The sequence below is a fragment of the Aquimonas sp. genome (assembly GCF_044377145.1).
Classification (GTDB): domain Bacteria; phylum Pseudomonadota; class Gammaproteobacteria; order Xanthomonadales; family Xanthomonadaceae; genus Aquimonas.
Map to the genome: position 1 here is coordinate 1 of NZ_JBILJQ010000014.1, position 22,297 is coordinate 22,297.

The 22,297-nt window shown below is 66.7% G+C and carries 16 protein-coding genes; 9 read left to right on the top strand and 7 right to left on the bottom strand.

The features are described from left to right. Positions 1–128: 128 nt before the first annotated feature. Positions 129–1,292, bottom strand: a complete 1,164-nt coding sequence (locus ACIQ7H_RS06350) for a PQQ-dependent sugar dehydrogenase (RefSeq protein WP_395789542.1) — start codon at positions 1,290–1,292, stop codon at positions 129–131. A 441-nt stretch (positions 1,293–1,733) separates the two neighbouring features. Beyond that, the gene (locus ACIQ7H_RS06355) at positions 1,734–2,234 is read right to left on the bottom strand and encodes a hypothetical protein (protein ID WP_395789544.1); all 501 of its coding nucleotides are present in this window, start codon (positions 2,232–2,234) and stop codon (positions 1,734–1,736) included. 212 nt (positions 2,235–2,446) lie between these two features. Between ACIQ7H_RS06355 and mutS the strand changes: the two genes are divergently transcribed. The 3 genes from mutS (at position 2,447) to ACIQ7H_RS06370 (ending at position 6,785) form a co-directional block, all read left to right on the top strand. After that, positions 2,447–5,035: a DNA mismatch repair protein MutS gene (gene mutS, locus ACIQ7H_RS06360; RefSeq protein WP_395789546.1), complete on the top strand. Its 2,589-nt coding sequence runs from the start codon at positions 2,447–2,449 to the stop codon at positions 5,033–5,035. A gap of 342 nt (positions 5,036–5,377) precedes the next feature. Then, a complete protein-coding gene (locus tag ACIQ7H_RS06365) occupies positions 5,378–5,803 on the top strand; it encodes a VOC family protein (RefSeq protein WP_395789548.1) in 426 nt (141 codons plus the stop codon). A gap of 103 nt (positions 5,804–5,906) precedes the next feature. Beyond that, positions 5,907–6,785, top strand: coding sequence for an ABC transporter substrate-binding protein (locus ACIQ7H_RS06370; protein WP_395789550.1), 879 nt, complete (start codon positions 5,907–5,909; stop codon positions 6,783–6,785). A 285-nt stretch (positions 6,786–7,070) separates the two neighbouring features. On the opposite strand, the gene ACIQ7H_RS06375 is transcribed toward ACIQ7H_RS06370, so the two are convergent. The 3 genes from ACIQ7H_RS06375 to ACIQ7H_RS06385 all read right to left on the bottom strand — a co-directional run bounded on the left by ACIQ7H_RS06375 (position 7,071) and on the right by ACIQ7H_RS06385 (position 10,853). Next, the gene (locus ACIQ7H_RS06375) at positions 7,071–7,733 is read right to left on the bottom strand and encodes a TorF family putative porin (protein WP_395789552.1); all 663 of its coding nucleotides are present in this window, start codon (positions 7,731–7,733) and stop codon (positions 7,071–7,073) included. A 29-nt stretch (positions 7,734–7,762) separates the two neighbouring features. Continuing rightward, positions 7,763–8,512 (bottom strand): substrate-binding periplasmic protein, encoded by a 750-nt coding sequence (locus ACIQ7H_RS06380; RefSeq protein WP_395789554.1) that lies wholly within the window; start codon positions 8,510–8,512, stop codon positions 7,763–7,765. Positions 8,513–8,723: 211 nt separating this feature from the next. Further along, the gene (locus ACIQ7H_RS06385) at positions 8,724–10,853 is read right to left on the bottom strand and encodes a methyl-accepting chemotaxis protein (RefSeq protein ID WP_395789556.1); all 2,130 of its coding nucleotides are present in this window, start codon (positions 10,851–10,853) and stop codon (positions 8,724–8,726) included. A gap of 1,313 nt (positions 10,854–12,166) precedes the next feature. Here ACIQ7H_RS06385 and ACIQ7H_RS06390 point away from each other — a divergent pair. The 3 genes from ACIQ7H_RS06390 to ACIQ7H_RS06400 are packed head-to-tail and all read left to right on the top strand — an operon-like array spanning position 12,167 to position 16,361. Further along, positions 12,167–13,846, top strand: a complete 1,680-nt coding sequence (locus tag ACIQ7H_RS06390; RefSeq protein WP_395789558.1) for an ethylbenzene dehydrogenase-related protein — start codon at positions 12,167–12,169, stop codon at positions 13,844–13,846. Then, positions 13,843–14,553 (top strand): DUF1566 domain-containing protein, encoded by a 711-nt coding sequence (locus tag ACIQ7H_RS06395; RefSeq protein ID WP_395789560.1) that lies wholly within the window; start codon positions 13,843–13,845, stop codon positions 14,551–14,553. Before ACIQ7H_RS06390 ends, ACIQ7H_RS06395 begins: the two co-directional genes overlap by 4 nt. Beyond that, positions 14,550–16,361: a DNRLRE domain-containing protein gene (locus ACIQ7H_RS06400; protein ID WP_395789562.1), complete on the top strand. Its 1,812-nt coding sequence runs from the start codon at positions 14,550–14,552 to the stop codon at positions 16,359–16,361. Before ACIQ7H_RS06395 ends, ACIQ7H_RS06400 begins: the two co-directional genes overlap by 4 nt. A 665-nt stretch (positions 16,362–17,026) precedes the next feature. On the opposite strand, the gene ACIQ7H_RS06405 is transcribed toward ACIQ7H_RS06400, so the two are convergent. Beyond that, positions 17,027–17,728, bottom strand: coding sequence for a hypothetical protein (locus tag ACIQ7H_RS06405; protein ID WP_395789564.1), 702 nt, complete (start codon positions 17,726–17,728; stop codon positions 17,027–17,029). Positions 17,729–17,986: 258 nt separating this feature from the next. On the opposite strand from ACIQ7H_RS06405, the gene ACIQ7H_RS06410 reads away from it, so the two are divergent. The 3 genes from ACIQ7H_RS06410 to ACIQ7H_RS06420 are packed head-to-tail and all read left to right on the top strand — an operon-like array spanning position 17,987 to position 20,638. Next, positions 17,987–18,370, top strand: a complete 384-nt coding sequence (locus ACIQ7H_RS06410; RefSeq protein WP_395789566.1) for a GntR family transcriptional regulator — start codon at positions 17,987–17,989, stop codon at positions 18,368–18,370. A 1-nt stretch (position 18,371) separates the two neighbouring features. Continuing rightward, complete coding sequence (locus ACIQ7H_RS06415; RefSeq protein ID WP_395789568.1) at positions 18,372–19,253, top strand: ABC transporter ATP-binding protein; 882 nt, start codon at positions 18,372–18,374, stop codon at positions 19,251–19,253. Continuing rightward, positions 19,250–20,638, top strand: coding sequence for a hypothetical protein (locus tag ACIQ7H_RS06420; protein WP_395789570.1), 1,389 nt, complete (start codon positions 19,250–19,252; stop codon positions 20,636–20,638). Before ACIQ7H_RS06415 ends, ACIQ7H_RS06420 begins: the two co-directional genes overlap by 4 nt. Before the next feature lie 157 nt (positions 20,639–20,795). On the opposite strand, the gene ACIQ7H_RS06425 is transcribed toward ACIQ7H_RS06420, so the two are convergent. Further along, positions 20,796–22,082: a trypsin-like serine peptidase gene (locus ACIQ7H_RS06425; protein ID WP_395789572.1), complete on the bottom strand. Its 1,287-nt coding sequence runs from the start codon at positions 22,080–22,082 to the stop codon at positions 20,796–20,798. Positions 22,083–22,297 lie beyond the last annotated feature (215 nt).

Consider the following 22,297-nt stretch of genomic DNA (forward strand, 5'->3'; position numbering starts at 1 on the left):
TTCTTGTGCAGGCGAATGTTCATGCAGTCCTCGGAGCGGAAAGCTCGGTCAGCAGGCCAACCAAGACCTCTCGTCCGACCAGCAGCGCTGACCGATTATGCAGGATGCATTCGTCCGGGATGCGACAACTACACCGCACCATCCGGTCCGACGCGCACATCGCGGATGCGCCATTTGAGGTCTTCGAGCAGGCGTTCTTCGGCGACGACGGCATCGCCTTCGAGGCTGAGCCGGATCAGCGCGCGCTGGGCCAGTGCGCCCACGAACAGGCTGCGCTGCCAGGTCGGGAATCGCGCGTGGTCGTAGAAGGCCATGCCGCTGAGGCCCGGTGACACCGGCCAGTAGTGGTGCGGCGGCTCGGCGCCTTCGGCGGTGGTGCCGACGGCTTCGGGAATGACATCACCGGAATAGTTGATGCCGAAGGTCGCCAGCGGCCAGCCGTAGTTCTTGCCCGGCTGCGGGATGTTGATTTCGTCGCCACCCTTGGGACCGTGTTCGTGGGTCCAGACTGCGCCGGTCCAGGGATTGAGCGCCGCGCCCTGCTGGTTGCGGTGGCCGTAGGACCAGAACTCCGGCAGCGCGCCTTCGGTGCTGACGAAGGGGTTGTCGGCGGGCACGCTGCCATCGAGATTGACCCGGATCAGGCCGCCCATATGGCTGCCAAGATCCTGCGCGGTCGGGCGCAGGCCGCGATCGCCCAGGCTGATGAACAGATGGCCCTGGCCGTCGAACACCAGGCGTGATCCAAAGTGATGCCGCGTATCGACCTTGGGCGTCTGGCTGAAGATCACGGTGACCTCTTCGAGGCCACTATCAGTCAAGCGCGCGTAGGCGACAGCGGTGCTGGCGAGCTTGCCCTCGCCGGGTTCGGCGTAGCTGAGATAGATGCGCTGGCTGCTAGCGAAATCCGGCGCCGGCACCACATCGAACAGGCCGCCCTGACCTTCTGCAACGACGTCGGGCACGCCGGTCAGCGCGGCTGAGACCACGCCATCGGTGCCAATGATGCGCAGGCGGCCGGGGCGTTCGCTGACCAGCAGGCGACCGTCCGGCAGGAAGGCCAGCGCCCAGGGATTTTCCAGGCCCGAGGCCAGCGTGCTGACCGCGATCGGGCCATGCTGGCTGGACAACGATCGTGGCGCTTCCGCGCTCGCGCTGGCCGCCACTGCGGCGCTCGATGCTGCGGCCGCGGCGGGCGTCTGCGTGCCGGCCTGGCTGCAGGCGCTCAGGCTGAAGCCGAAGGCGATCGCGAGGATCAGGGACCGGCGGGCGTAGGTGTGGATATCGAACATGGCTGGGCTCCGAGTGGACAACGCCGCACACGATAGCGTGCGCGGCGTTATTCGAATGTCCCGGAAGGCCTGCCGATGCGGCTGTGCACGCGCCCGCAACCGTGATGCGAGCACTGCAGCAATCGGAGCGCCACGGATCAAGCGCCTGGCAATGCGTTGCATGCTTGAGAAGACTCAAGTCGCCGACCCAAGCCCAGGCTCGCAAGTGCGGACTCTGCGAGAGTGCGCATGCGCGTTGCGATTGCTCTGGCGGACGACGTGCGAACCGAACCGAGCAAGAATGCAGCGCCACAACGGGCACCGTCAGCGCAGCGAGCAGCAACGCGCGAACGGCGGTTTGGAACTCAGCCGTGGTATCGCCTCGGACACCGGCGAAGTGGCCCGACAGGGAAACGTGGATTGGTGCAGCTCGCGCGGCAATGCAGCCCTGCCCCAAGGCGATCAGCGACTGACCGGCGTCTCGAATCCATTGATGAACAGGGTGTCGCTCGGGAACTCGGACGCGCCCTGACTGATCCAGTCGCGGATCAAGGCCTGCTCGGCCAGCGGAATCGGTACACGCCCACGCGGCATCCGCTGGCCGGCTTCGAGCGTCTGGCAGTTGACCTTTTCCAGCAAGAAACTCGAGGCCGCATTGAACGGCACCGCGATCACCCGCCCGGGGGCAATCGCACTCGGGCCCTCGTACACGCTCAGCCAGGACCGTTCCGGGTCCAGATCGAGGCCGGCGGACGGCGAGCCGGCGTGGTTGACGTGGCAGTTCGAGCAGCGGTTCTCGAAGATCGGCTGGATCTGGCTGTAGTAGTCGACCCGCGCGGTCACCGGCTGCTGCGCCAGGCTGACGCAACCACTGGCCTGTGCCAGCGCCGGATTCGCGGCCAACCCGCCGGCGAAAGCCAGCACGGCGAACGACAGCGCCGTTCTCGCTCCCCGAATATGCATGGCGAATCTCCGATAAGAACGGCCGTGGGCATGCGCGCCCTTGCCGCTGGCGGCCCAATCGTTCATCAGGTGATCCGCCTGCGCAAGCGCGCGCCGACCGGCGGCGCCGATTCGCTCGCCACCACCTCGGCTCAGGCAGGCCCAGAACCATAAGGCCGGGCCATGCCTTGCTAGACTTCGCGCCCCCTGCTGCCCCGCGAAGCCTGCCCCGGATGTCGAACGCCGATCTCTCCCAGCACACCCCGCTGATGCGGCAGTTCTTCAGCGCGAAGTCCGAGCATCCGGACGTGCTGCTGTTCTTCCGCATGGGCGATTTCTACGAACTGTTCTACGACGACGCTCGCAAGGCGGCGCGGCTGCTCGACATCACCCTGACCCAGCGTGGCAATTCGGCCGGCGCGCCGATTCCGATGGCCGGGGTGCCGGTGCATGCCTATGAGGGCTATCTGGCGCGGCTGGTGGCGCTAGGCGAGTCGGTGGCCATCTGCGAGCAGATCGGCGACCCGGCGCTGGCGAAAGGCCTGGTCGAACGCAAGGTGGTGCGCATCGTCACGCCAGGCACCGTCACCGACGAGGCCCTGCTGCAGGAGCGTCGCGACACCCTGCTGATGGCGGTCGCGCGCGGCAAGAAGGCGATTGGTCTGGCCTGGGCCGATCTGGCTGGCGGCCGCTTCAAGGTGGCTGAAGTCGCGGACGAAGACGCCCTGCTCAGCGAGATCGCACGGCTGGAGCCGGCCGAGCTGCTGATCCCGGACGAGGACGGCTGGCCGGAGTCGCTGAATGCGCGCACCGGCGCGCGTCGGCGTGCGCCCTGGCTGTTCGACGGCGAATCCGCACAGCGCGCGCTGTGCAGATTCTTCGGCACCAAGGATCTCGAAGGTTTCGGCGTGCAACAGCTGCACGCAGCGATTGCTGCCGCCGGCGCCCTGCTCGGCTACGTAGAGGAAACCCAGAAGCAGAGCCTGCCGCATCTGCAGAGCCTGTCGGCGGAATCCTCGGACGAGACCATCGCGATGAACGCGGCCACCCGCCGCCATCTGGAGCTGGACCAGCACGCCGAAGGCCGCACCCAGCACACCCTGCTGGGCGTGCTCGATTCGACCTGCACGCCGATGGGCGGGCGCCTGCTGCGGCGCTGGCTGCATCGACCGCTGCGCGATCACGGAGTCTTGCGCGCGCGTCACGATGCGGTGGGCCTGCTGATCGATACCGGCGCGGATGAGCCGCTGCGCGAAGCCCTGCGCGGCTTCGGCGATGTCGAGCGCATCCTCACCCGCATTGCCTTGCGGTCCGCGCGTCCGCGCGATCTCTCGACCCTGCGCGACGCGCTGCATGCGGCCCCTGCCCTGCGCGCACTGCTGGCGCCGCTGGATGCGCCGCGGCTCAATGCGCTGGGCGCGGAGTTGGGCGAGCACGCTCAGGTCACCGACATGTTGGTGCGCGCGATCCTGCCGCAGCCGCCGGTGCTGATGCGCGACGGTGGCGTGCTCTGCGATGGTTTCGACGCTGAACTCGATCGCCTGCGCCAGCTCAGCACCCATGCCGACCAGTTCCTGCTTGATCTCGAAGCGCGCGAGCGCGCGGCCAGCGGCATCGCCACGCTCAAAGTCGGCTACAACCGCGTGCACGGCTACTTCATCGAGATCAGCAAGGGCCAGGCCGAGCGGGCGCCGACCCACTACACGCGCCGGCAGACGCTCACCAACGCCGAGCGCTACATCACTGAAGAACTGAAGGCCTTCGAAGACCAGGTGCTGAGCGCCCGCGAGCGTGCCCTGCAGCGCGAGCGCGTGCTGTGGGAAGAGCTGCTCGATTCGCTCAACACCGAGCTGCAGCCGCTGAAGCGCTTCGCCGAAGCCGTCTGCGAAATCGACGTGCTCTGCGGCTTCGCCGAGCGCGGCCGCGCGCTGGACTGGAACCGGCCTGAGCTTGTCGACGAGCCCGGCATAGCGATCACCCGCGGCCGCCATCCGGTGGTCGAATCGGTGCTGGATTCACCCTTCGAACCGAATGACCTGGCCCTGCATCCCGAGCGCCGCATGCTGGTGATCACCGGCCCCAACATGGGCGGCAAGTCGACCTATATGCGCCAGGCCGCGCTGATCGTTCTGCTCGCGCATATCGGCAGCTTCGTGCCTGCGGAAACTGCGCGGCTCGGCCCGATCGATCGCATCCTCACCCGCATCGGCGCCGGTGACGACCTCGCCAAAGGCCAGTCGACCTTCATGGTCGAGATGACCGAGACCGCCAGCATCCTGCACAGCGCCACCGCCAACAGCCTGGTGCTGATGGACGAGATCGGCCGCGGCACCTCGACCTTTGACGGCTTGGCACTCGCGCGGGCCTGCGCGATCGCGCTGGCCAGGAACAACCGCGCCTACACCCTGTTCGCTACCCATTATTTCGAACTGACCAGCTTGCCCAGTGAGGTCCCGGGCATCGCCAATGTGCATCTCGATGCGGTCGAGCACGGCGAGCGCCTGTACTTCATGCACACGGTCAAGGACGGCCCGGCCAACCGCAGCTTCGGCCTGCAGGTCGCAGCGCTCGCCGGCCTGCCGAAGGCTGTCGTGGCGCAGGCACGCAAGTTCCTCGCCGAACTCGAACGCGGCGGCAGCACCACGCCGCAGCCGCAGCTGTCGCTGTTCGATGCGCCGCCGGTGTCGTCGGCCGGGCCCATCATCGATGAGACTGCGGAGGCGCTGAAGGCGGCGCTGGGCGAGATCGATCCCGACAGCCTGAGCCCGCGCGAGGCACACGCAGAGCTGTATCGGCTGCGCGCGCTGCTGGCATCCACCTAGCAGCCTGTCGGGCTTTGGGGGTCGAGGCGAAAATCCGACTGCGCGAGGACAGTTTTTCGACGATTCGCAGGCCGATAGTGGGCTCTCTTGGTCAAGAATCGGCGGAAAAGTGGGCCGTGCAGGCGGATTTGCAGCCCGGCCAACCAAAGTCCGACAGGCTGCTAGGTTCGAGACAGATGGAATTCAGCGCAACGCGGCTCAGGGCTCGTGGGCGCGCATCGGCGGGGCCACTCCGAGTCACCCTTGTTGGGCCGCGCTGCGCTTGGCCCAACCTACGGGAGCGCCGCGGATTTGTAGGTTGGGCCAAGCGCAGCGCGACCCAACGCACACACGAGAGCAACCATGTCAGTCAGCGGACTCAGCCACCTCACCTTCGTCGTCCGCGATCTCGAACGCAGCGCGCTGCTGTGGGTCGAGGGCCTGGGCGCCCAGCAGGTCTACGACAGCGGTGAGTTCTTCCACTCACACTCGCCCGAGAAGTTCTTCCTGTTGGGCGGCGTGTGGATCGCCTTGATGCAGGGGGAACCCGGCACCCGCAGCTACCGACACGCCGCCTTCGAGGTCGCCGAAGCCGAGCTGCCGGCCTTCGAGGCGCGCCTGCGCGCACTCGGCGCCGAAGTGCAGCCGCCGCGCCCGCGCATCCAGGGCGAAGGCGTGTCGCTGTACTTCCACGACTACGACGACAACCTGCTGGAGCTGCACAGCGGCACGCTGGAACAACGGCTCGCGACGTATGCGATGCGGCGGTCTGCGGCTTCAGGCGCTTGAGCGGCAGAGTCCAGATTCACTGAAGCCACGCTCGACCGCCCATCCAAGCCGAAGCCGCAATCAGCCATCATTGCTGACCCCAATTCTGCCCACGGTTCCCCGCATGAAGCTCCAGATCGCCCTCGAATGGTTCTTGAATCCCGATCACCTGCCGCTGATCGCCGGCATCACCGAGGGCTGGTATCGCGAAGCCGGGCTGGAGGTCGAGCTGGTGCAGCCGGATGACCACTACGACGGGCTGGCCGCCGTGGCCGCGGGCGAGATCGCGTTCGCCTGCAATGAGCCGCTGCACATGGTCGATGCGCGGCGCCCCGGCCTTCGCGCGCTGGGCTGCTTCTTCGAGACCGAGGGCGGCATCCTGCTGCACGCAGACAGCGCGCGGAAGCTGCTGGCCGGCGAATCCATCCGCCTCGCCTCACCGGTGGCCGGCGGCGTCACCGACGCCATCGCGCGCGAAATCGTCAGGAACTGGTCCGCCAAGCAGGGCACCGCGATCGAGCCGGTAGCCGTCGCCATCGAGAGCGCCGGCTTCATGCATCTGGAGAACATGCAGAACGGCTTTGACGGCGCCTGGCTGTGCTTCGCCAACTTCGAGGGTGTGGAGGCACGCGCGGCTGGGCTGGAGCACGTCTTCGTCACCGCAGCGATGGGCGACTTCCCCAACTTCAGCGCGCTCGAATTGTTCAGCCACGCGGAGTTTTTGCAGCAACATGCCGGCGTGGTCGACAGCCTGCGCGCCATCATCAGTCGCGGCGCCCAGGCCTGCATCGATGACCCAGCCTTCGCGGCCCGCACCTGGTACGCCTACAGCGGCAACACACCCGACCCGCTGATGGACGCGATCATCCAGGACACCTGCCCGCGGCTCGTTGCACCGCTTCTGCGCGAGCGTCGACGCTGGCACCGCATGTGGTCGGAATTCGAGGCGCGCGGGATGTCAGCGGTGGATGCGGCGGACTTTGATGCGCTGTATTCCGCTTGATGCGGATGGGCGCAGCAGTACCAGTGGAGCAAGACCTTCGGGCGCGGCGGGAACGGTCGCCGACTCTCCCGCGCTGCGGAAATGTCCGGCGGCATGGGATCGTGTGAGTGGATGGATAGAAGACCGCGGCCTGCTTGAGACCACGGTCCTCCCTCAGCATCGACGTCTCGCGCTGCCGACCGCAGTCGGTTCGCCCCGGTTGCGCGCGCGAGCCGCAGCATTTTCGCGTGGGTGGGGCATGTTGCCGTGCGCCGCGGCTAGCAGCCGCCCAGATCCGGTCCGCGCCTATTCGAGCCAGGTCACGGTAGTTGACAACAGCAGCAGCAAACGGCCGTCGGAAAGGTTGTTGTCGCGCGTGGTATCGGAATAGCCGAGGTAGGCATTCACCCTGCCGAACGGACGTGAAACGCCGACCTGGTAGTGCGTATAGTTTTCGAAATCGGTGTTGTCGTACTCGGTGCGCGTCGCTTCGAAATCAAGCGAAAACTCCCGCGGCAGGGCGAAGCTGTGCTTGGCCTTGGCGCGCCACGCCTCGCCACCCACGGTCTTGTCGTCGGCCAACCAGACCGTCAGTTTGGTGCTGGTGGGGAGGGTCAGGCCGGCGGTCCACTCGGTGTAGCGGTAATCGCTGGCACCCGAGTAGGTGTAGTGGGCGAAACCGGCGCTCCAGCCCCAGCCGCTGTCGTAGCTTTGGCCGTAGCCGCCATAGAAATCGATCTCCTGGTCGGCCGGGTCACCGGGGCCGAAGTCGACGTTGGACGTCCACAAGCCGGCATAGAAGCCGCCGACACCGTAGTCGAGACTGGCTTGAAATGCGGGCTTGTTCTGGGTCTGGCTGACGCCATCGAACAGATAGTCGCTGGCCAGGGTGAAAGTGCTGGTGAGGCTGTTGGCGCTGGCGGGCGCCGAGGCGAGGCAGGCGATGAGGACAAGTGGCGCATGGCGCATGGCTGCGGTCTCCAGAGTGGTGGGGCGTTTCAGTCGAAAAAGGGCGCTGCAATCGCGGCGGGGTCGATTTTCTTCAGGCCCTCGTTGATCACGCGAGCGGCCTCCTGACCGGCGGGCGTGCGCTGAAAGGCGATGAACAGTTGCTTGTCTTCCAGCAGTCGCGCATTGAACTGCAGCTGCCCCTGCTGGGCCTTCAGGCCAGCGTCGTTGGCGAGCAGATAGCCCATGACGTTGCGGTCAATAACGGCCAGCGGAATGCGACCACCGGCGACCTTGCGCAGGTTGGTGGCGTCGTCGTTGACCGGTTCCACCTTGAGATCGCCCGCAGCGGCCATGGCATCAAACGCGGAGGTATTGACGTAGTCGCGCACCGTGCCGATCTGCACGGACTTCAGATCGGCGAGGCCCGACCACGCCACGGGTGCATCACGCCGTTCGGCAAAGCCGAGCGGGCCCGAACCGATCGGGTCGGACAGCTGGAACTGGGCGGCGACTTCGTCGGAGTGATACTCGGGGAAGTATCCGACGACGCCGCTGGCCGGATCGCTCGCCACCGACACGGCGCGCGCCCAAGGCAGAATGCGCACCTCCAGCTGGTAGCCCATGGCTTCGGCCGCCGCGCGCGCTACCGCAACACTGGCGCCCTGCTGATCAAGTTTTTCACCCGAGTAGGGAGGCCAGTCGAGGCTGCTCAGGCGAATCAACTTGTCTTGCCCCCAAACGGGCGAGCAAAAACCGGCCAAGAGCAGCAGCCAGACCGTGGTGTGAAGTGACTTCATGGACATTCTCCCGGAGTCGGCCCGGTGGGGCCAGGTAAGAGCAAGTACTTGAACAACACCCATCCCGGGCGTTCTTCAGGGTGACGGTCCGGCTCAGGTCCGGGCCCGCTACCGACAGACCCACTGAAGACAGTGGGCGGTGCCGGCTTGCCATCCATGGCTGTACTGGCAAACCGTCTTTCGACAGCCGGCCGAGATCACGCTCGGTGGTTCAGGTTTTGGGGGCGCGCGTATGGAACTGGTCGAGCAGGTTCTGCGCGGTCTGCGCTGAAATATCGATGCCGGCCGCCGCCTGCGAATTGCGCTCGGCCACGCCCGCGTTCTGCTGGGTGATCTGATCAAGGTCCTGGATCACTGAATCCACTTGGCGCACGCTTTCGGTCTGGTTCAGGGTGGAGCGGGCGATGTCCTCGGCCAGCACGCGGGTGGCGCCAATCGCGCGCACTACATCCGAAAGGGCCGAATGCGTCTGATCGGTCATGCCGGACATTTCCCGAATGCAGCTGTCGTTGTGTTCGAGCATGCGACGGATGTCGCCTGCATTGCCTGAGGTCTTGTTGGCCAGCGCGCGCACCTCGGTGGCCACCACCGCGAAGCCGCGTCCGGCCTCGCCTGCGCGAGCCGCCTCCACTGCGGCGTTCAGCGCCAGCAGATTGGTCTGGAAGGCGATGCCATCGATCAGCTGGGTGATCTCTCGCATGCGCTCGCTGGTGGTGCGCAACCCGCCCATGCGAGTGCGCACTTCGCCCAGCAACTCGGCGCTGTGAGCGGCGGCCTGGTCCGCAGTGCTCGACTGCTGTGCGGCCTGACCGGCACGCCTCGAGGTGTCGCTGACGCCCTCGCTGATCTCGCGCATGCTGGCCGCGGTTTCTTCCAGAGACGCCGCCTGGCGCTCGATCGAAGCTGCGAGCTCGGAACTGGCGCGCCGGATGTCGCCGGCTTGTCCGGCCGACTCGCCCACCCGATCGCGAAGCGTGGTCACCAGGGTGTTCAGACTGGTCAGGGCAGCGTTGGCATTGTCACGCAGAGTTGCAAATGCGCCACTCCAGTGACGGGCTTCGATACACGCATACAGCTTGCCCTCGGCAAGCGCAGCATGCAGCTGGTCGATCTGGCGAAACGTCTCGGCGATGCCGTCGAGCAAGCCGTTGACGCCATCGGCGAGCTCGCGAACGAAGCCGCTGCCACGACTGTCAATCCGCGCGCCCAGATTGCCGGCGCGCGCTGCTGTCACCACCCGCGCTACGTCCGCAGCCAAGCGCTGCTCCTGCTCGGCGCGCTGGCGCGCTTCGCTCAGATCGCGCCATTGCAGCAGCGCGCCAATGCGGCTGCCATCGGTGCCACGCACTGGACTCAGGGTGAGTTCGCCGGTGCGTCCGCCGAGATCGGCATCAAGCTCGTGGTCACCGTCCAGCGCGTGGATGGCCGGCAGCGGCAGCTGCTCGGGATCCGGTCGCAGCAAGGCGTGATCGAGGGCATCCGGATCGACGCCCAGGCTCGAAGCCACGGCAGGCTGCTGACTGAGATAGCGGCGCATGGCGTCGGAGGCCTGCAGCACACGCCCCTCCAGATCCACCAGCAGCAGCGAGGCACCGGCGCAGCGCAGGCCCTGTTCGGCACGCTGCGCAGCCTCGGCGGTCGCTGTGGAGCGCGCGAACAGCTCGACGAATCCACCAAGTGCGCGTGCCAGCTGGCCGATCTCCGACTGCGAGCGTTCGTAGCGGGTACGTAGTTCGCGAACTCGCCGATTGGCTTCGTCGCGTCGCACCGTGCTGGACTCAGGATCAGACAGCGTCGTCAACACCGCCACCATCCGTCCCACCGGTCCCGTTACCAGGCGGCTGAGCAGCGCCAGCAGCGCCACAGCGATCGACAATCCGACCGCGCCCAGCTTCAACAAGTCCTCACGTGCTTGCCGACGCAGCTCCGCCTGCATCGGGCCGTCGCCCATCTGCAGGAGTACGGCACCGATGGGTTCGCCCTCGCGGCTGATTTCGATCCGTCGGCTCTCGGTATTCTGCTCGGGATCGGCGTCGGGGTTGGTCAGATCGAACAGGCTCTGCCCGCTGGCGTCTTCCACTTTGAGTGCGACCAACGCGGGATCGCTCAGCTCAACTGAGGTGATCTGGCGCGCGAACTCGATGTCCAGGTTCCAAAGCGGCTCGACCAAGGTCAAGGCCAGTCGTTTCTCCAGGCTCTCCAGTTGGCTCTGCTTGCGCTGTTCGAACCCGGCGCGGATTGCGCCCGAGCTGTAGACACTGGCCAAACCGAAAACAAGCAGGAACACCGCTGCAGTAGCGATGCCCATGCGCACCGCCAAACGGTTGAGCACGTTGAGCATGCAGAGCCCCCCTGAGGGTCATCGCGCCATTGATTCGATGCGGCCACGCCTGGACGCATCGGCTGTCAAGCTGCAAACAGCGCGGTGCAGGATGCAAAGCACGTGCCGTCGGCCCGCCGTCACGTGCCTGATCCGCTGCACTCGAAGCCATTGAGCTTATTCAGGAACTTCGGGTCACAGGAGGCTTTCTCGCCGCGCGGAATGCGCGGTATCGAAGCCGCGCGCGCGGGTGGCGCGACACGCTGGCGCGCAGTTGCCAGGCACGGCAGGCGACTTGCGCGTGGCCAACGCCCAGCATCGCAGCGATCACTTGAATTCCGCATGCCCTGCGCCGCCAGCAAGACGATGCGCGCACGTCGCGTTGATCGCGCGCAGGTGCGCTTGGATCGAGCGAGCCTGGGCAATTCGGCTCGCTTGTCGCCCGTCAGAACAATCGTACGCATCACCCGCACGGGCACTCTGGCCAAGTCCGAAGTTGGAACGGGCATATGTCGGCGGCATCTGCTCGACCAAGAGCGCGATGCGACACCTGCGGGAAGTGATTTGATCGCCCCTCAAAACTTCCGCTGCAGACGTCGCGGATCGGGCTTTCGTACCGCATCGGCAGTGCGCCACACACATCAAGCGAAACACGGATCGCCGTGCACTCGGGTCACGCTTTCGTCACGTTTCAGCACTAGGCTGCTCGGATTTCGCGGGGTGCAGTTCCGTCGGCGGCGGACCCGCATTTTCATCAAGGCATGCCCGCGCGCCGTGGTATCGCCTCACCGATCTGACGCGCGTTGCAACTCTTGAGTTTTTTCAATTCTTTTGAACTTCCATGTGACGTGGCATTTCAACGAATAAATGGAAGGCACCACAGGCGCGCGGCGAGCATGGGGGCTCGCCAGGCTTCTCCAGCACACGAGAAAGCCCGAACGCTGCAGGCAGGCGCCCACGAGCGACCGTACTGGGCCTGCGATCCTCATCCGCGCGCACTGCTCGCGAACTCCGGCGCAACCAAGCCCGGCCGTCTTGGGCTCTTGGTGCGCCGCTGACGCGCGCATCGGCGGCTGGTGAGAGGCTGCGTTGAGGCGCTGATGGCGCCGCTGAAGCCTGGTCCGAACCGGCTCAGCGATCCTGTCAGCGAGACGGGCAAATATTGCGGGGCATGACAGTTTGTCAACCTCGCCTTGGTGCCTCTCGGCTCCCAGACGATGCGCGATCCGGGAACGCTGCCGGCAACGGCAGATGCGTCTGCCGCGCCCGGGCGCGCTCGCGCGAGCGGCGTTGCCCAGGTGTCGGCTTCACTGCCGCCCACTTGAGCTCCGCTGATGTCCACGCTGTCGACTGCCACCACTGCTGAAGGCACTTCGCCTGATCTCCCCGCCCCGCCGTCGGCCAGTACGACGGCCCGCTCCAGCCCATGGCGCTGGGCGGGGCCGGCGGCTCGTTTGCCCTGGCCGGTGGCACTCCTGCATCTGCTGAGCCTGCCCCTGCTGTTGGGCAGTCTGCTGACGGGACTACGCCTGAGTATCGGTCACGGTCTGCTGCCGCCCGCACTTGACGCCGCCCTGCCCATGGGCCGCGTGGCCGATTGGCACCTGCTGCTGGCCCTGGCCTGGGTGCTGGTGTTGTTCGGCTACCTCGGCTGGCGACGCTTGCGCCAGCGCAATCGCGCAGCAGTTGCCGGCCGCCCTGTGCTCAGCCGGGCCGCGCGCTGGCACCGGCATTTGCTGGTGCTCATTTGGAGCGCGCTGGTTGGCCTGATCGCCAGCGGCGCCGTGCTGTATCTGAGCCTGCCCGGGCTGAGTGGACGCGCCACGGTGATCTTGCACTTGAGCTTGGCCCTGGCTTTGTGCGGCTTGCTGCCCTTGCATTTGCTGGTCACCGCCTGGTTGCGTGGTTTCAGCGGATGGTGGGCGGCGTTCTGGCCGCGCGGTGCATCACGCTACCGCCGTTGGACGCAGGGGCTTGCGCTTGGCGCAGCGCTGCTCACGGCAGCTTGGGCCGCGGTGCCGCCGAGCTGGCTGAGTACACCCTTGCGGATGACTGCGATACCGACCCGGCTGGCGCCTCAGCTGGACGGCGCAACGGACGATCAGGTCTGGGCGCTGGCCCGACCCGTCAGCGTGCAAACCGTGCACGGCGCCAACAGTGCCTCCGGCGTCGCCGTCACCCTGCGTGCGGTGCATGACGGCGACACCGCCTATTTCGCGGTGACTTGGCCGGATCCCACCCGCAGCGGCGTGCATCTGCCCTTGCAGAAGACCGCGGATGGCTGGCGAGTCATCCATGAGGGCTTCGATACCCACGATGAGCGGCGCTGGTACGAGGACAAACTCGCGCTGATGTTCTCGCGCTCGCACGCCCCCGCGGGCGGCAGTTTTCACTACGGCGCGAAGGGGGCCGCGCGCGGCCAGCATGCGATGCATAGCGGTCTGGTCGATGTCTGGCATTGGAAGTCGCTGCGCAATCCGCTGGGAACACTCGATGACAGCCACTTTGGCCCCGCGCAGCCACGCCGGGCAGGCGAGCCGCGCTACACCGCGGGCTACCGCGCAGACCCTGCCGAAGCCGGCGCCATCGTGCACAACTGGCAGTGGTTCTCGGCCGAGCGCGTGTTGCCCAAGCGGCTGCCGCGCTCGCCCGAGCAGTTGCTGCCGTTTCGCGAGCTGCCTGATCCCGAGCAGCCCGGCGCGCAGATCGACTGGAGTCTGAGCTGGTACCAAACCCGGCCCTATACAGCTGAGCTCGACGTTTATCCGGTCGGCACCCTGATGCCCTCGGTGCTGATCCGCGACGGCTACGAAGGAGACCGCGCCAGCGTGCGCGCCTTTGCCAATTGGCGCGACGGAGAGTGGACGCTGGAACTCGCGCGCGCGCTGAAGGCCCCGGGCGAGTTCGATCTCGATCTGCACAGCGGGCTGGCGGTTTGGGTGGCGGTGTTCGATCACAGCCAAACGCGTCACAGCCTGCATGTGCGGCCGCTCAGCCTGGTGATCGAACCATGAGCCATCGGCTGCATTGGGCGTGGCTCCTTGCACTGCTGAGCGCATGCGCGCCCACGCCACCATCAGCGCCCGACAGCCCCTTCGTCAAGATCGCTGCCAACGGCGAGCATCTGGACTTGCAACAGGGTCCATGGGCCTGCGTACTCGATCGACGCTCCGGCCTGATCTGGGAGAACAAGTCCGATAACGAGACCCAGCATTTCGCCGCCGCGACCTACTCCTGGTACGACGCCGAGCGCAGCCTTGGCCACCGTCGCCTCGGCACTTGTCATGCCGACAAGGAACAGTACCCCTGCGACACCTCTGACCTGATCGAGGCCAGCCGCAGCAAGCGCCTGTGTGGCCGAACGGATTGGCGCTTGCCGCGCACCACGGAGCTCGTTGCCCTGCTCGATCCTGACAGCGCCGCGGGCGATCCGCGCATCGCCACGGCACTGTTCCCGTTCACCCAATGGGCGCCGTACTGGACCCAGGACGGTCGCCGCGATGCCTACGGCGATCTGCAAATCGCCGCCATCCATTTCGGCGAAGGCCGGCAGCTCTGGTTGCGCGGCGATCTGGTCGCCCGGGCGCGCCTGGTCGCCGGACCGCAGTCATCGAAGGACTCGCATGCGGCCGGCCCACCAGCCGCCGTCCAAATGCGCGAGGGGAGCGCGGGTTTGTCACCAGGCTGGCCATTCATATCGCAACGAGGAGTCACCCCATGAACCGCAGCATCGCACTGGCCGCCCTGCTGGCCGCCGGCACAAGCGCAGTCTGGGCGGCGCCCAGCCAAGTCCGAGTGACCTGGGACGGTCCGCCCGACCGCGAAGCCGTGATCGGCTTCAGCACAAGCGAGACCAGTGGCGGCTACATCCGCTTCGGCAGCAGCAGCACCCGAAGCAGTTGGGCACGCGCAAACACCCAATCGATCCGCAGCTTTGGCAACCTGCGCAACCACTTCGTGCGCCTTGAAAACCTGCCCGCCAACACGCCGATCTACTTCGAAGCCTGCGACAGCACGGGCTGCGGACCGGCGCACTGGTTCCTGACCGCGCCGAGTGCTGCCAGCGCGCTGACCTTCATCACAGGTGGCGACTCGCGAACCAACCGCAGCCTGCGTCAGCAGGGCAACCGCCTGGTGGCGAAGATCCGTCCGCTGTTCGTGATGTTTGGTGGTGATTACACCCAGGGCAACACCACCACTGAAATGTCCGAATGGCTGAGCGATTGGGAGCTGGCCTATCCGCAAGACACGGTGGACGGTCTGTCGGTGCGTCATGCAATCCCGCTGCTGCCGACGGTGGGCAACCATGAGGACAATGATCAGACCATGCTGTGCAAGCTGTTCGGCGTGGACGCTGATCGCGACGGTGCGTGCAGCCTGCGCGACACTCACTATGCGGTAAGCATCGGTGGTGATTTCATCCGTGCCTACACCCTCAACACCCAGTTGCGCCTGTCCGGTTACTCCAGCCAGTGGCAGACCCAGAACACCTGGCTCAACACCGACCTTGCCGGCGCCGGCAGTGCTCGCTGGCGTATCGCCCAGTACCACGTGCCGATGTTTCCGCGGACCAGCTCGAAGCCTTCCTTCAACAGCCCGGTGTTCCAGTGGGCGCAGCCCTTCTACCAGTACGCGATGAATCTGGTCGAAGAGTCCGATAGCCATCTGGTCAAGTACACCTTTCCGGTCCGCCCGGAAGGCAGTGGCCTGCGTGAAGCCGCGGCGGGCACGGTGTACGCGGGCGAGGGCGCATGGGGTGCACCCACCCGCACCGCCGACCGCCAGAACGATTGGATTCTCGGTCAGGCCAGCTTTGCCCATCTGCGCGTGATCTCGGCCACGGCCGACCGGCTGGAACTGCGCACGGTGCACTTCGCGGGCGAAGGCGACACCGCGGCGCTCAGCCGCAGCGCACGCTTGAGCAGTCCCTTGGCCCTGCCCAGCGGGCTGAGCTTGTGGGCGGACACGCCGATCGGCCCGGTGTACGGGATTGCGCGTGACGGCGCAGGTCGCTCCAGACTCGCGGATGGTCAGCTGCCCGAGACGCGGGTGCTGGGCGCAGCAGCCGATGCCCATGTGCGGAGCAGCGGTGCGCGAACCAATGGCACGGTGCTGCTAGCCGACGGCAGCGACAGCGGCAGCGAGCTGCGCGCGCTGATGCGCTGGGACCTCACTCAGGTGCCAGCCACGCTTGCAATCCAGTCGGTCAGCGTGCAGCTCAACGTCAGCGATCGCTCGGCCGGGCAGTACGACCTTTACCGCGCCAATGCCAGCTGGAGCGAGTCGAGCCTGAGCTGGAGCCAGGCAACCAACCTGGGTGAGCGGATCGGCAGCATCGTCCCCAATACCACCGGCACGCAGTCGGTCCAGCTGAACGCCGCTGGCCTCACCCTGGTGCGCGACTGGATCAGCGGCGCGCGAGCCAACCATGGCGTCGTCCTGGTCAGCGCTGGCACCGGTGACGGCGTGGACTTCTCCTCACGCGAGGGCGCGGTATCACCCAAACTGGTCATTGCCCACACGCCTTGATCCAGACCCGGCGAGTCCGGATCGACTCCGGACTCGCTGGGATTTGGGCGGCGCGGCGCCTGGCAGCCTGTCGGGGCTGGCGAGGTTGCACGCGAGCCGGCTCGGCGGGGAGCGCGTCATTGTTGAAGCCCCCGGGCCTGTGCGAGCCCACATCCAATGCCCACAAGCCGAACCCCGCGCAACCCGCTGTGATTCCAGCGCGAGCAGGTCAACCTCGGCAGACGATTCTGGCGGGCGAATCCGCAGCGGCGTCGGCATGGGAGCCTTCGAACATTGCCGTCCCGGACTGAGGAACAGCTTTCTGAATCGGTGCCCGACCGGGCTGTCGGCGTGTCACGGGCAGCGCAGCTGCACCGCGCAACCCGGCTCCGTGCTGGTCAAGTAATGCCCAGCTCAGACCAAGCGCTTGATTGCACAACACTTGCGCAGGCTCGCCCCAGGGCGCTGCACAGGGATATCTACAGGCTGTGTGGATATCGTCGCGGTGGGCGCCTCGACCTCAACTCAGGGGGTGATCCACTGGGCCTCGATCTCGAAGCTCGGCGCGCAGGGCAGCATCGCGTCCGGTTGGGTCAGGCGTACGAGGTCGATGCTGCCGTCGACGATGGCTGGGTCACGCGCATTCCAACTCAGCTGGGCGCGGTCGCAGCCGAGGTAGCGGAAGCTCAGCTCACCCAGGGCTGCGGCTGCAGCTGCGCCGGACCGGGTGCCGGCGGCGAGCCAACGGTATTGGTGGCCGCGGCCGTGAACTGGGGCACAAAGGAGTTCATTGGTCCGCTGGCCACGGCCCAGGTCGGACGGCCGTCGGCGTCGTGGGTGAACCAGGCCAGTGACATCTGGTTCGGGCCGGTGCGGGTGACAAACACTCCGCGGCCGCTCTGCTGCGGGTTGTACCAGACGCCCGAGGCGTGCTCAGGCATACCGGCATCGCTGCTGACGACAATCGGCCCAAGGCGGTAGCTGGGCTGGACGACACCGTTGACCCGCGGAGTGACGACGAACCGGTGTGCGCCTTCCGGCACCGATCCGATGTCGATGTAGCGCACCACTTTGAGGGATCCCGGGAAGGGCACACCGCAGATGGGGTTCGGGTCGTAGACCAAGTCGATGCTGACGGCGTACTCCCTGATTTGGGTGCCCACCGAGCCGCCGAAGGTGATGCCGGTCTGGCGAATGGTCGGCGGCTGGCTGCGATCAAGAGAATGGTGCGCGCACCAGGGATAGTCGATCTCGAATGGAATCCCGATCGACTCGCCCGGCACCGGCTTGGAGGGCAGCACCGCCAGCGTGCTGGGCGTCTGCGCCTGGACCGATGCAACAGCGAGTAGGGCGAGGCAGCACGACAGCAACAACTGGCGAGGCTTCATTGGTATTCGTCTTGGCGGAGAGTACCTCCACCATACCGCGCAGCCGCCCGGGTGTTCTGTGGCTGAATTGTGGGAGTTCTGTAGGTTTGCCGCAGTCCCGCGCTGGTCGACTGCAGAAATCTGACCCTCGCTCGCAGCGCTCGCAGCGCTCGCGGCAAAAGGCCGTGCATCCACAGACCCGCCTCCGCGCAACAGACGCTGTCCGCGAACACAGCAACGCACTTGCGCTGTCGATTGTGTATTGGTTTACTAATACACATGGACGCAACCCTGTTTCGAATCCAACCCAGTGCAGCCGAACCGATCTACCGGCAGATCGCCGATCAGGTACGTCGCATGGTCGCCGGCGGGCAGTTGCAGGCGGGCGACGCGCTGCCCTCGGTGCGCGACATCGCAGCCGCACACGCGGTCAACCCGATGACCGTTTCCAAGGCCTACAGCCAGCTGGAGGCCGAGGGCGTGCTCGAACGCCTGCGCGGCAAGGGCATGGTGATCGCGGCCAGTGCGCGCCGACCGCAGTCGCTGCCTGATCGCATGGCTCAGTTGGATCCACTGCTGCGTGAGCTGTCCCAGCGCGCGCAGGAACTCGAACTTCCCGGCGACAAGGTGCTGTCGCGCCTGCGCCAACTGATGGAGAAATGACATGACTGGCAGCCCTCCTCCCCTGCGTGCCCACGGACTGCGCAAGCGCTACGGCGACCGAGCCGTGCTGGACGGAATCGATCTGCGGCTGGAGCGCGGGCAGGTGCTGGGCCTGATCGGACGCAATGGCGCCGGCAAGTCGACCTTGATCCGCTGTCTGCTCGGCCTGCTGGAACACGACTCGGGCATAGTCCAGGTGTTCGGTGAATCCAGCCAGGCCCTGAGCGACGCCAGCAAGGCGCGCCTGGCCCACGTGCCGCAGCAGCCGAACGCACTGGGCTGGCTGTGCGTGGGCGACATGTTGGACTTCGTCGGCCGCTTCTACCCGCAGTGGGACGCGGCCTTGGCCCAGCAGCTGCTGCAGCGCTGGGAGCTGCAGCGCGGCCAGCGCCTGGATCAACTCAGTCCTGGTGAGCGCCAGCGCCTGGCGCTGATCCGCGCGCTGGCGGCGCGGCCGGAACTGCTGGTGCTGGACGAGCCTGCGGCCGCACTGGATCCGGTAGCCCGCCGCGATCTGCTGCGCGAAATTGCGCTGCGTGCCAGCGATACCGGCACCACAGTGCTGTTCTCAACCCACATCCTTTCCGACCTGGAACGGGTGGCCTCGCACGTGGCCTTTCTCGACCAAGGCCGCCTGCTGATTGACGGCGAACTCGACAGCATCAAGGAACAGTTCGTTCGCGTGCTGGTGCCGCCGGCACTGGCCACGCAGATGCCTGAACCACTTGCTGGCGAGCTGCGCCGCCGCAGCACCGCGGAGCACGGCCTGCGCCTGCTGCTCGACCACACCCAGCACCAGTCCTGGCCGCAGGCGCTGCGCGATGGTGCGCTGCGCTTCGACCCGCTCGGGCTGGAGGACCTGTTTCTGGAGGTGGTCGAGTGAACGCGGTGTTTGGCACCCTGCGCGCGGCACTGCGCCTGCGCGGGACGGTGTTCTTCTGGGGCTTCTACGGCGCTCTGCTGGCGCTGACCGTGCCGATTCTGACAATCGTGCCCAGCGCCAACGCAGGCGTGGTGGCCGCCGGCATTCTCGGCTTCGCTGCATGGATGGGCTGGCTGCAGCTGCTCGCGCGACTATGGCAACTGCAGCACCAAGCAGAATCCTTGCAGCTGCCCGCTGCGCGCAGGCACTGCGAGCGCGCGGGGCTGCTGCTGGGCGTGTTGGGCACATCGTTGCCGGCACTGCTGCTGATCGCACTCGGTGCCCCACCCGGCTGGTCGCTGCTGGCGCAGTGGTTGGCCTTGTCGACCGCGCTGGTCTACCTGATGGTGACACCTACGGTCGGCGTACTGCTGCTGATCGTGACTACCGTGCTGCCCGCACTTCTGCTCAAACAGCTGCAGACGCTGGCGCCGGATCCCGAGCTGGTCTTCGTGGCGCTGATGGCTTTTGCAGCAGCCATGCTGGGCGTCGGCCTGTCGCGCTGGCGGCGGCTGCTTGTGCAGGCGCCGCCGCCCGGCTGGAACGCGCCGCAGGTAGTGAACATGGCCGAGCGCGACCTTCTGACCGAGGGCGCGCAGGGGGAAAGCCGGGGCCCGTCGTGGCTGGGCGACAACCGAGCGCGCATCGACGCCAATGTGGGCCCAGGCAGGCCGCTGCGCTCACTGTCGCTGCTGCTGAGTGGGCCACTGGCTCCACTGGGCTGGCGCAGCTATCTGCGCAGCAGCAGCTGGATGCTGTTGGCCATTGGCTTGCTCGGCGCCCTGATGCTGAGCGAAGACGCTGCGACCCGCGGCCCGGCGATGGGCCTCACCGCCCTGCTGGGCTTCTGGACCTTGTCCGTGCTGCTCAGTCTGATCACGCGCTTGCGCCAGCTCTGGCATGGCGAGGGACATGGGCTGGCCGAGGCTGCCCTGATGCCGAATCTGGCCACGGGCGGCGGCCGCTGGCCTCTGCTTGCGCAGGCCCTGATCTACACCACCCTCTATCGCCTGTGGCTGCCGGCCCTGCTGATTGCCGTGCTGATGGCGCTGAAAGCCGGACAGCCGACGGCGGCCCTGCCGACCCTGTTGATCTGCGCCTGGGCCCTGCTGCTGATCTGCTGTCTGCTGCCCTTGGCGCGCCGCCGCGGTGGGCTGGCGGGCTTCGCGCTGTACGCAGGCATCGCGCTGGTACTGGTCGGCTCACTGGCTGCACAGCTGCTGGCCGCCGAGCGCGGCGTCACGAGCATGCTTTGGGTCTTGCCCGCTGCGGCTCTGCCGGTGCTGATGCTGGCGGCGGTGGGCTGGCGGCTGCCGCGGCCCAGCCGACCGCTGCTGCAGCCCTGAGCACGCGCCGCGCGCAGCGATACGTGCGAATGCAAGGCCGGAGAACAGTCGCATCAACTTGCGCTGAAACCACAACGCACTCGACCGGCGCGGGGCCGGTCGAGTGCGTGCAGTTGCCAGGCGCGGTCGAACGTGGGTATCGACCCTTGCTGCTGCCTTACGGCATCTCGGCCTTGAAGTAGCTGATCATGTCGAGCACTTCCGGGGTGACCCGGCGGATGCCGTTGACGTAGACCTCGCCCGGGCTGCAGGTGGTGCAGCTATGGGTGCTGACGATGCCGAGCACCGCACTGGTGGAACCGCCCCAGGTCTCGGTGAACACCGACGAACCCGAGTGGCCGCGGCTGATGTCGCAGTTGGTGGTGAAGCGCGCGGCCCAGCCGTCGTTACCGGCGCTGCCGAAGCTGCCGATCTCACAGGCGTTCGGGTCCTGGTAGGCCCAGCCCTGCAGATTGTTGTTCAGGCGGCACTCCAGCGGTGCTTCGGGAAAGCCGCAGGCCGGGTAGCCGCGGTTGGAGCACTCGCCACCCAGAAAGCCGGGGCCGAACGGCACCTTGTCGCACTGGTCTTCCAGCGTCGACTGCGCGACGGCGACATAGCCCAGCCAGCCGGTCTGGTTGCCCGGGCTGCCATTCAGCACCACCAGGCCGTAGTCGTAGTTCCAAGCGTTGTCGCTGGTGCGCCACTGTGCCGGCGTGAAGTACCACACGCCCGAGAACTCGCCGTAGGGCTCGCAGCTGGCGTTGTTGCAGGTGCCCTCACGGCCGGGACGGAACAGCCCGCCCAGGGTCCAGACATCGTCTTCCTGGTTGTACAGGCAATGCGCGGCGGTCAGCACGTGGCGACGTCCGACCAGGGTGCCCGAGCAGCCGCTGTTCAAACCGCCGCCGAGCTGGCCCATCGCACGGTAGGGATAGGTGGTGTTGTCGAAGCGGCGGGTGCGGGTGTCAACGCCATTGCTCCAACCCTTGGCATCGGCTTCGATCGAGCTCAGATCGTCGGTCTTGCCGGCGGGGTCGGAGGCAGATGCCACGCCGGCATTGCCCTGTTCCCAACCCGCCTTGGCAGCCAGCCGGCGCAGGCCAGCGGCGGTGTCGGTGGGCAGTTCCACCAGGTACTCATCGCCGGTGCTGACATTGACGGCAATCCAGTGGCGCGCATCGGTGCCCTTCAGCGCAGCCGCCAAGCCGTCTTCGGCGCCAGACTTGACGCTCGACTCAGCGCCCAGCGGGTCGCCGCTTGCCGGGCCCTCGACGCCATGGAAGCGCGCCTTGCCCAGATAATCCCAGCGCACGCTCAGGGACGATTTTTCGCTGACCACATCGGAACCGAACGCCGCCTGCAGATCGAGCGGTCGGAACTGGGTGCCGGGTTCGGCGGCCGAGACGGTGTTCAGGCTGAGGCCAAGGGCGGCACACAGGACGAGCATTGAGCGGGTTTTCATCGGTGTTCTCCTAGTACGGATTAGAGGGGCTTGAGTTCACGGCGACGTGGCTGCCGGCGGCGCACCGGGCGTACAGCCAGCGCGGCAACCGGGCGGATCGGGCCTGTGCAACTGGCCCCGCAGCGCGCCGTCGAGATGGGTTACGCGAACCCTTGGGCGAAACGACACGGGCTGACAAAAAAATTTCGCGCGCCGGGACACGCCTCAGCGCGCGG